Genomic DNA, 8000 nt, shown 5'->3' with positions numbered 1-8000 from the left:
CGCCGTCCTTGTCCTTGAGGCGGTCGTCGTAGTCCTGCCAGGTGCCGCGGCCATCGACCTGGATGGTGCGCTTGCCGTATTCGAGCGGCTTGACCGTTTCCATGTTCACGGTGCCGGCCACGCCGCCTTCGACGAAGTCGGCGCGCTGGGTCTTGTAGATGGCCACGCTGTTGATCAGCTCGGACGGGAACTGGTTGAAGTTCACCGAGCGGTCGCCGCTGCCATTGGTCGCTTCGCGGCCGTTGAACGTGGACGAGCCCAGGAACGGGCCCAGGCCACGGATCGAAATTTCCGACGCACCGCCCTTTTCGCGATGGGTGGAGGCACCGGTGATGGTTTCGATGGCCTCGCCGATGGACAGGGCCGGCAGGTCGCCGATGTCCTCGGCAGCAAGCACGTCGGACACCACGGTCTCTTCGCGCTTCTTGTCGATCGAGGTCTGGATGGTGCCGCGCACGCCGGTGACCTGGACCTGGTCCAGGGTGGTGGGCTGTGCGGGCGGTGCTTCGGCGTCCTGTGCATACACCAGCGGCACGGCCGCGGTGACAGACAGGGCATACAACAGCGCGCCATGCAGCGCGGTGCGGCGAAGGCCTCGTGGCGAGGCCGTACGGCGGTCATGCAACATCGTGATCTCCCTCCCAGGATGGATCGTCCGACTACACGGATTCGATCCGGACAATTCACGGTTGCTGGACCAATGTCAATGAATTGGTACTAAAGTCTACCCCTGTGATCCGCCTAGACCACTTTGCGCGGATTTAATGTGCGGATGCAGCAGGAATATGCGCAACCGGCCAACCACATGCACCTAAAGTGGTATGCGATTGTGGTTGACGCGCGCCGCGCCCGACCTGTTACGATCCGGACTCGCGTTGGACGCCACGGTTGATCTGGGAGGGTAAGCCTGTGACTTTGCACCATTCGCATGCGCCATGGGCGCTGCGCCCGCTTGCTGCGGCACTGGCCACGGGCCTGTTGCTGGGCGCCCTGCCCGCCTTCGCCGCCAATCACCTGGTCCACGACGCTGCCGCCTATGCGCAGGTGGCCAACACCCTGCAACCCGGCGATACGGTGATCCTCGCGGACGGCGTGTGGCGCGATACCAATCTGCTTCTGCGCGGCACCGGCAAAATTGGTCAACCAATTAAGCTGACGGCGCAGACCCCCGGCAAGGTGATCCTGAGCGGTCAGTCGCAGCTGCGGCTGGCCGGCAGCTACCTGGAGGTGTCCAACCTGGTGTTCCGCGATGGCTGGGCACCCGGCGGCGAAGTGGTGTCCTTCCGCGCCTCGTCCAAGGAGTGGGCCACCCACAGCCGGGTGACCGGGGTGGTGATCGACGGCTACAACAAGCCGGACCGCCAGCAGTCGGACAACTGGGTGGGCATGTACGGCCAGCACAACCGCTTCGACCACAACCAGCTGGTGGGCAAGACCAACGCCGGCACCACCCTGGTGGTGGTGCGCAACGCCACCAGCGGGTTGGACAACCGCCACCGCATCGACCACAACTGGTTCGGCCCGCGCCCCAACCTGGGCAGCAACGGCGGCGAGACCCTTCGGGTGGGCACCAGCACCGACTCGCAGTCCAACTCGAATACGGTGGTGGAGAACAACTGGTTCGAGCAGTGCGACGGCGAAGTGGAGATCGTGTCCAACAAGTCCGGCGGCAACCTGTACCGCGGCAACGTGTTCTTTGAATCGCGCGGCTCGATGGTGCTGCGCCACGGGCACGGCAACGTGGTGGAGCGCAACGTGTTCCTGGGCAACAACAAGGCCCATACCGGCGGCGTGCGGGTGATCAACCGCCACCAGATCGTGCGCGACAACTATTTCGAAAACATCGCCGGCGACAACTTCGCCGCCGCGCTGGCGGTGATGGCCGGCACCCGCGACGCGCCGCTGAACCGCTACGAGCAGGTGGACGATGCGGTGATCGAGCGCAACAGCTTCATCAACGTGCGCCAGTTGTTCCTGGGCGCGGGGCTGGATGACGAGCGCAACGCCATGCCGGTGAACAGCCGCATGGCCGGCAACCTGTTCATCGGCGATGGCAGGAACGCGCTGCTGCGCAGCCAGGGCGACCTGGGCGGCATTGCCTTCAGCGGCAACGTGCAGAGCCCGGCCGTGTCGCCCGGCTTCCCGGCCGGTGTCAGCGCGCGCCAGGTCACCCTGCAGCGCGCGGCGAACGGCCTGCAATACCCGGTGGAAACGGTCGCCGCCGGTACCCCGCGCGACCTGGCACCGGTCGCCCGCGACCAGGTGGGCGTGGCGTGGTACCCGAAGGCGCTGAGCACGGTGGCGCTGGACAGTGGCAGCGTGCGCAAGGTGGCCCCGGGCGAAGACACCCTCACCCGCGCCATCGCGGCCAGCGCCCCGGGCGACCGCCTGCAGCTGCAACGCGGCCAGTACCGGGTGGACCAGGTGCTGGGCGTGGACCACCCACTGAGCGTGATCGGGCCGGCGCGTGGCCAGGCCAGCCTGCAGTTCACCCGCCCCAGCCTGTTCGAGATCCGCGCCGGCGGCGCGTTGAAGCTGTCGCGGCTGGAGATCGACGGCGCGCTGGCGCCCGATGCCGCCGGCAACGCCGTGGTGCGCATTGCGCCGGGCAGCCAGGCGTTCAACTACACCCTGCACATTGAAGACAGCCGCATCCATGGGTTGACCGCCAACAAGGCCTTCGACGTGGTCAACGCCGGCAAGGGCAGCCTGGCCGCGCGCATCACGCTGCGCAACACCACGGTGGACGACATCAGCGGCAGCGTGATTTCCGCCGCCGCCGAGACCGACGACCTGGGTACCTACAACGCCGAGCAGGTAGAAATTGTGGCGTCGCGCTTCACCCGCAGCGGCGGGCCGCTGTTGACCCTGTACCGCGGCGGCACCGACGAGAGCACCTTCGGGCCGTCGCTGCTGCTGCAGGGCAACCAGCTGCAGCAGGTGGGCGTGGCCGATGACACCAGCCTGCGCCTGCAGGGCGTGCAGCAGGCCACGCTGGTAGACAACCAGTTCGCGCACAGCGGCCGCGTGCGCTTCAGCCACCGCGTGGGCGAGCCCCACCTGCGCGTACGCAACAACGTGCTTACCGCCACGGCGGAAATGCAGTCTGATACTCCAGCCGAGACCCTGCCATGACGCGTTCCACGCCCTTGATGCTGCTGCTGGCTGCTTCCTTCAGCGCCGCCGCCCTGCCCGCCGTTGCTGCCGCGCCTGCCAGCGCCCAGCAGCCCGCCACCAGCGCCAGTGCGCCGGTACTGGTCACCGCCGCACAGTGGCAGCAGATGCGCAGCGACGGCGCCCGCTACCCGGTGTTCAGCAAGGAGCAGCAGCGCGCCGAACGCTTTGTGCGCGGCATGATCAAGGCCGGCATCGATGTACCGGTGCCCAAGGACAAAGGCGGCGGTTACACCCACGAGCAGCACAAGCGCAATTACCAGGCCATCCAGGCCGCCGGTGCGCTGTACCGGCTGACGGGCGACAAGGTCTATGCCGATTACGCACGCGACCTGCTGCTGGGCTACGCCAAGCTCTACCCGGGCCTGGGCGCACACCCGCAGGGACGCGGCCAGATTCCCGGCCGGCTGTTCTGGCAGACGCTCAACGATTCGGTATGGCTGGTGAGCGCGGTGCAGGGCTACGACGCGATCCGCGACAACCTGAGCGCCGCGGACCGGAAGACCATCGACGACAACGTGTTCCGGCCGATGGCCGACTTCCTGAGCGGCACGCCGGAGAACTTCGACAAGATCCACAACCATGCCACCTGGGCGGTGGCGGCGGTGGGCATGACCGGTTACGTGCTGCGCGACCCCACCTATGTGGACAAGGCGCTGAAGGGCAGCAAGCGCGATGGCAGCGCCGGCTTCCTCAAGCAGGTGGACCAGCTGTTCTCGCCCGATGGCTATTACGAGGAAGGCCCCTACTACCAGCGGTATGCGCTGGCGCCGTTCATCCTGTTCGCCAATGCGATCGAGCGCAACGACCCGCAGCAGGGCATCTTCAAGCGCCGCGACGGCGTGCTGCTCAAGGCGGTGGATGCACTGGTGCAGAGCAGCTACGGCGGCTACTTCTTCCCGATCAACGACGCGATCCTGGACAAGGGCCTGGACACCGAAGAGCTGGTGGCCGGCATCGACATCGCCTACGCGCGCACCACAGATGCGCGCCTGTTGTCGGTGGCCAAGGCGCAGAAGCGCGTGCTGCTGTCGCCCGAGGGCCTGCAGGTGGCCCAGGCGCTGGCGCAGGACAAGGCCAAGCCGTTCGCGTTCGTGCCCACGCTGCTGCGCGACGGCCCGGACGGCACCGAAGGGGCGCTGGCGATCCTGCGCATGGGCGGTGAGGACGGCCAGGCGCTGGTGATGAAAAACACCAAGCAGGGCATGGGCCACGGCCACTTCGACAAGCTCAACTGGCTGTTCTACGACAACGGCCAGCGCGTGGTCACCGACTACGGCGCGGCGCGCTTCCTCAACATCGAGGCCAAGGCCGGCGGCATCTACCTGCCCGAGAACAACAGCTGGGCACGCCAGACCATCGCGCACAACACGCTGGTGGTGAACGAGCAGAGCCACTTCGGCGGCGACTGGAAGAAGGGCCAGCCGCTGGCACCGACGCCGTTGCTGTTTGCCACCAGCGACGACACCCAGATTGCCTCGGCACGCATGGACAGTGCCTACGACGGGGTGAGCTTCACCCGCACCCAGCTGCTGCTGGCCCACCCCTCGCTGGGCGAGCCGGTGGTGCTGGACCTGCTGCGCGTGACCGGCAGCAAGGTCGCGCGCTACGACCTGCCGCTGCACTTCAACGGCCACATCATGGACGTGGGCTTTAACAGCCAGTCGGCGGTGACCAGCCGCCCGGTGCTGGGCAAGGCCAACGGCTACCAGCACGTGTGGGTGGATGCCTCCAGCGAGCCCAGCAGCGAGGCGCGCAGCCTGACCTGGCTGCTGGACGGGCGCTTCTATACGTACCGCTTCGCCAGCACCGCGCCGTCGCGCGCGTTGATCGGCGAGAGCGGCGCGAATGATCCGTCGTTCAACCTGCGCCGCGAGCCGATGCTGCTGCAGCGCGTGGATGGCCAGGCCGCCACCACCTTCTATGGCGTGCTGGAACCGCACGGCCAGTACGACGGCACCGCCGAGACCGTGCGCGGTGCCAACAGCCGCATCGACGCCATGGCGCATTACCGCGGCAAGGATGCCGACGTGCTGGTGCTGGACCTGGCCGGCGGCAAGCGGGTGGCGGTGGGCATTGCCGATGAACCGGGCAAGCCCGGCAGCCATGAGGTAAGTGGCGGCGGGCACAGCTGGCGCTGGGACGGCGGCTGGAAGCGCTTTGACAGCAGCACCGGCAAGGACAGCAAATGAAAGTGACCACGCAGGCCCGTACCTACGTCCGTTGGCTGATCGTGGCGCTCATCGCCATTGCCACGGTCATCAACTACATCGACCGCAACGCGCTGGCGGTGATGTGGCCGCAGATTTCCAAGGACGTGGGCGCCACCAAGGAAGATTACGCACTGCTGGTGACGGTGTTCATGCTGTTCTACGCCGCCGGCCAGTTCGTGTTCGGGCGCCTGTTCGACATCATCGGCACGCGGCTCGGCTTTGCGCTGTCCATTGCGGTGTGGTCGATCTCGATCGCGTTGCACTCGGTCACCCACTCCATCCTGTCCTTCAGCCTGGTCCGCGCGATGCTCGGCATCAGCGAGGCCGGCGCCTGGCCAGGCGCGGTGAAGGCCAACGCCGAGTGGTTCCCCGCGCGCGAGCGGGCCTTGGCGCAGGGCGTGTTCAACGCCGGTGCGTCGATCGGCGCGATCGTGTCGGCGCCGCTGATCGCGGTGCTGTTCCTGTGGCTGGGCTGGCGCGGCACCTTCATCCTGATCGGTGCGATCGGTTTCATCTGGCTGCTGCCGTGGCTGATCATCTACCGCGCCGGCCCGGACAAGCACCCGTGGGTAAGCGCGGCCGAGCGTGCGTTGATCCTGGATGCGCCCACCGAACAGCCGGCCACGCCCAAGGCCGAGTACGTGCCCAGCATGCGCCAGCTGCTGGGCCATCGGCAGACCTGGGGCATTTTGATTTCGCGGTTTTTCCTGGACCCGATCTGGTGGCTGTTCGTGTCCTGGCTGCCGCTCTACCTGGCCGACACCTTCGGCTTTGACATCAAGCAGATCGGCATCTTCGCCTGGGTGCCCTACGTGGGCGCGATGATCGGCAGCCTCGGCGGCGGCTGGTTGTCCGGGCGGCTGATCGGGGCCGGCTGGAGCGTGGACAAGGCGCGCAAGGTGGTCATCACCCTGGGCGGGGCGATCATGGCCCCGGCCCTGCTGGGCGCGGTGCTGGCCACCGACCCGGTGTGGGCGGTGGTGACCATTGCGTTTGTGTTGTTCGGCTTCCAGATTGCGATCGGCAACATCCAGACCCTGCCCGGCGACATCTTCAGCGGCAAGTCCGTGGGCTCGGTAGCCGGCCTGGGCGGCATGGCCGCGGTGGCCGGCACGTTGATCACCACCTGGCTGGTGCCGGCGATGACCCACGACTCCTACGCACCCATTTTCATCCTGGTGGCCGCACTGGTGCCGGCCTCGCTGCTGGCGCTGTGGCTGGTGACCGGCCGCGTCGAAAAACTCGACGGCCCGGCCCAGCCGCGCTGACCCCCTTTTTTCCTTTCCCCCAACGCACTACTGGAGTTTTCCATGACCCAATTCAACAACAAGGTGGCCATCGTCACCGGTGGCGGCCGTGACATCGGCCGCGAGATCTCGATCAAGCTGGCTGCGGCCGGTGCCAAGGTGTGCATCAACTACGCCAACGATGAAGCCAGCGCGCAGGACACCCTGAAGCAGATCGAAGCGGCCGGTGGCACCGCCATCGTGCACCGCGCCGACGTGACCGACGCCAAGGCCGTAGCCGGCATGGTCGCCGCCACCCAGGCGGCCTTCGGTGAGCGCATCGACGTGCTGGTCAACGTGGCCGGCGGCATGGTGCAGCGCCGCCCGCTGGCCGAGATCGACGAAGCGTTCTTCCACAAGGTGATGGACCTCAACATGAGCTCGGTCTACCTGACCACGCACGCGGTGGTGCCGCACATGCCCGAAGGCGGTGCGATCGTGAACTTCGCTTCGCAGGCCGGCCGCGATGGCGGTGGCCCGGGCGCGGCGATCTATGCCACCGCCAAGGCTGCGGTGATGACCTTCACCCGTGCCATGGCCAAGGAACTGGGCCCGCGCGGCATCCGCGTCAACGCGCTGTGCTGCGGCATGATCGCCACCCGCTTCCACGATGAATTCACCAAGCCGGAAGTGCGCACCGCCGTGGCCGGCAACACCCCGCTGCGCCGCCAGGGCCGCCCGCAGGAAGCGGCCGACACCGCCGTGTACCTGGCCTCGGACGCGGCCGGTTTCATCACCGGTGCCAACGTGGACGTCAACGGCGGCACCTACTTCTCCTGATTGTTTTGCTTCGCTGACCGCCTGGGAGGGCCGCCATGCTGCGCTGGACCACTGCACTGTCACTTGCACTTGCCACCAGCGCCGCTGCGCTGCCCGCCCATGCCCAGGTGTGGGTGCCGGCATGGACCGCCTCACCGGCGCCAGACCGCCAGGACGGCACCCCGGAAGCACCGGTACAGTTCGCGCACCAGACGGTGCGCCAGGACATGCGGCTGGCCAGTTCGGCCACCGCGCTGCGCTTCCGCATCAGCAATGAACTGGGGGATGCGCCGCTGACCATCGGCGGCGCATCGGCCCAACGCACCGGCACGGCCACCCCGGCCAAGCTGGTTACCTTCAACGGTCGCAGCGAAGTGGTGGTGCCGGTCGGCGCCGCCCTGCTCAGCGACCCGGTGGCGATGACGGTGCCGGCACTGGCCGATGTATCGCTCACCGTGTATTTCCCGCAGCCCACCAAACCGGCGGTGCGCCGCACGGCGCTGCGCATTGCCGACGGTCGCCTGGCCGAGGTGGGCGACAAGGTCAAACTGGCCTACCGGCAGAACGT

General features: G+C 67.4%; 5 protein-coding genes and 1 pseudogene. 5 read left to right on the top strand and 1 reads right to left on the bottom strand.

Annotated features, from left to right (window positions below; all coding sequences use genetic code 11):
* The coding region (locus tag DBR34_RS22180) for a TonB-dependent receptor plug domain-containing protein (protein ID WP_258223685.1) at positions 1 to 628 on the bottom strand (628 nt) is incomplete at its 3' end.
* Between the two features lie 281 nt (positions 629 to 909).
* On the opposite strand from DBR34_RS22180, the gene DBR34_RS05425 reads away from it, so the two are divergent.
* The 5 genes and pseudogenes from DBR34_RS05425 to DBR34_RS05405 form a co-directional block, all read left to right on the top strand.
* Complete coding sequence (locus DBR34_RS05425; protein ID WP_258223684.1) at positions 910 to 3135, top strand: polysaccharide lyase 6 family protein; 2226 nt, start codon at positions 910 to 912, stop codon at positions 3133 to 3135.
* Entirely contained in the window at positions 3132 to 5366 is a 2235-nt protein-coding gene (locus DBR34_RS05420) for an oligoalginate lyase (protein WP_258223683.1), read from the top strand. The genes DBR34_RS05425 and DBR34_RS05420 overlap by 4 nt, the downstream gene beginning before the upstream one ends.
* Positions 5363 to 6655, top strand: coding sequence for an MFS transporter (locus DBR34_RS05415; protein WP_128096005.1), 1293 nt, complete (start codon positions 5363 to 5365; stop codon positions 6653 to 6655). Before DBR34_RS05420 ends, DBR34_RS05415 begins: the two co-directional genes overlap by 4 nt.
* A gap of 42 nt (positions 6656 to 6697) precedes the next feature.
* Entirely contained in the window at positions 6698 to 7453 is a 756-nt protein-coding gene (locus tag DBR34_RS05410; protein WP_128096004.1) for a glucose 1-dehydrogenase, read from the top strand.
* A 35-nt stretch (positions 7454 to 7488) separates the two neighbouring features.
* Positions 7489 to 8000 (top strand): annotated as a pseudogene (locus tag DBR34_RS05405) (SGNH/GDSL hydrolase family protein); the annotation flags it as partial.

This window comes from Stenotrophomonas sp. HMWF003 (assembly GCF_003061285.1).
GTDB classification, from domain to species: Bacteria; Pseudomonadota; Gammaproteobacteria; order Xanthomonadales; family Xanthomonadaceae; genus Stenotrophomonas; species Stenotrophomonas maltophilia_AP.
This window is presented reverse-complemented; position numbering and strand designations above follow the sequence as displayed.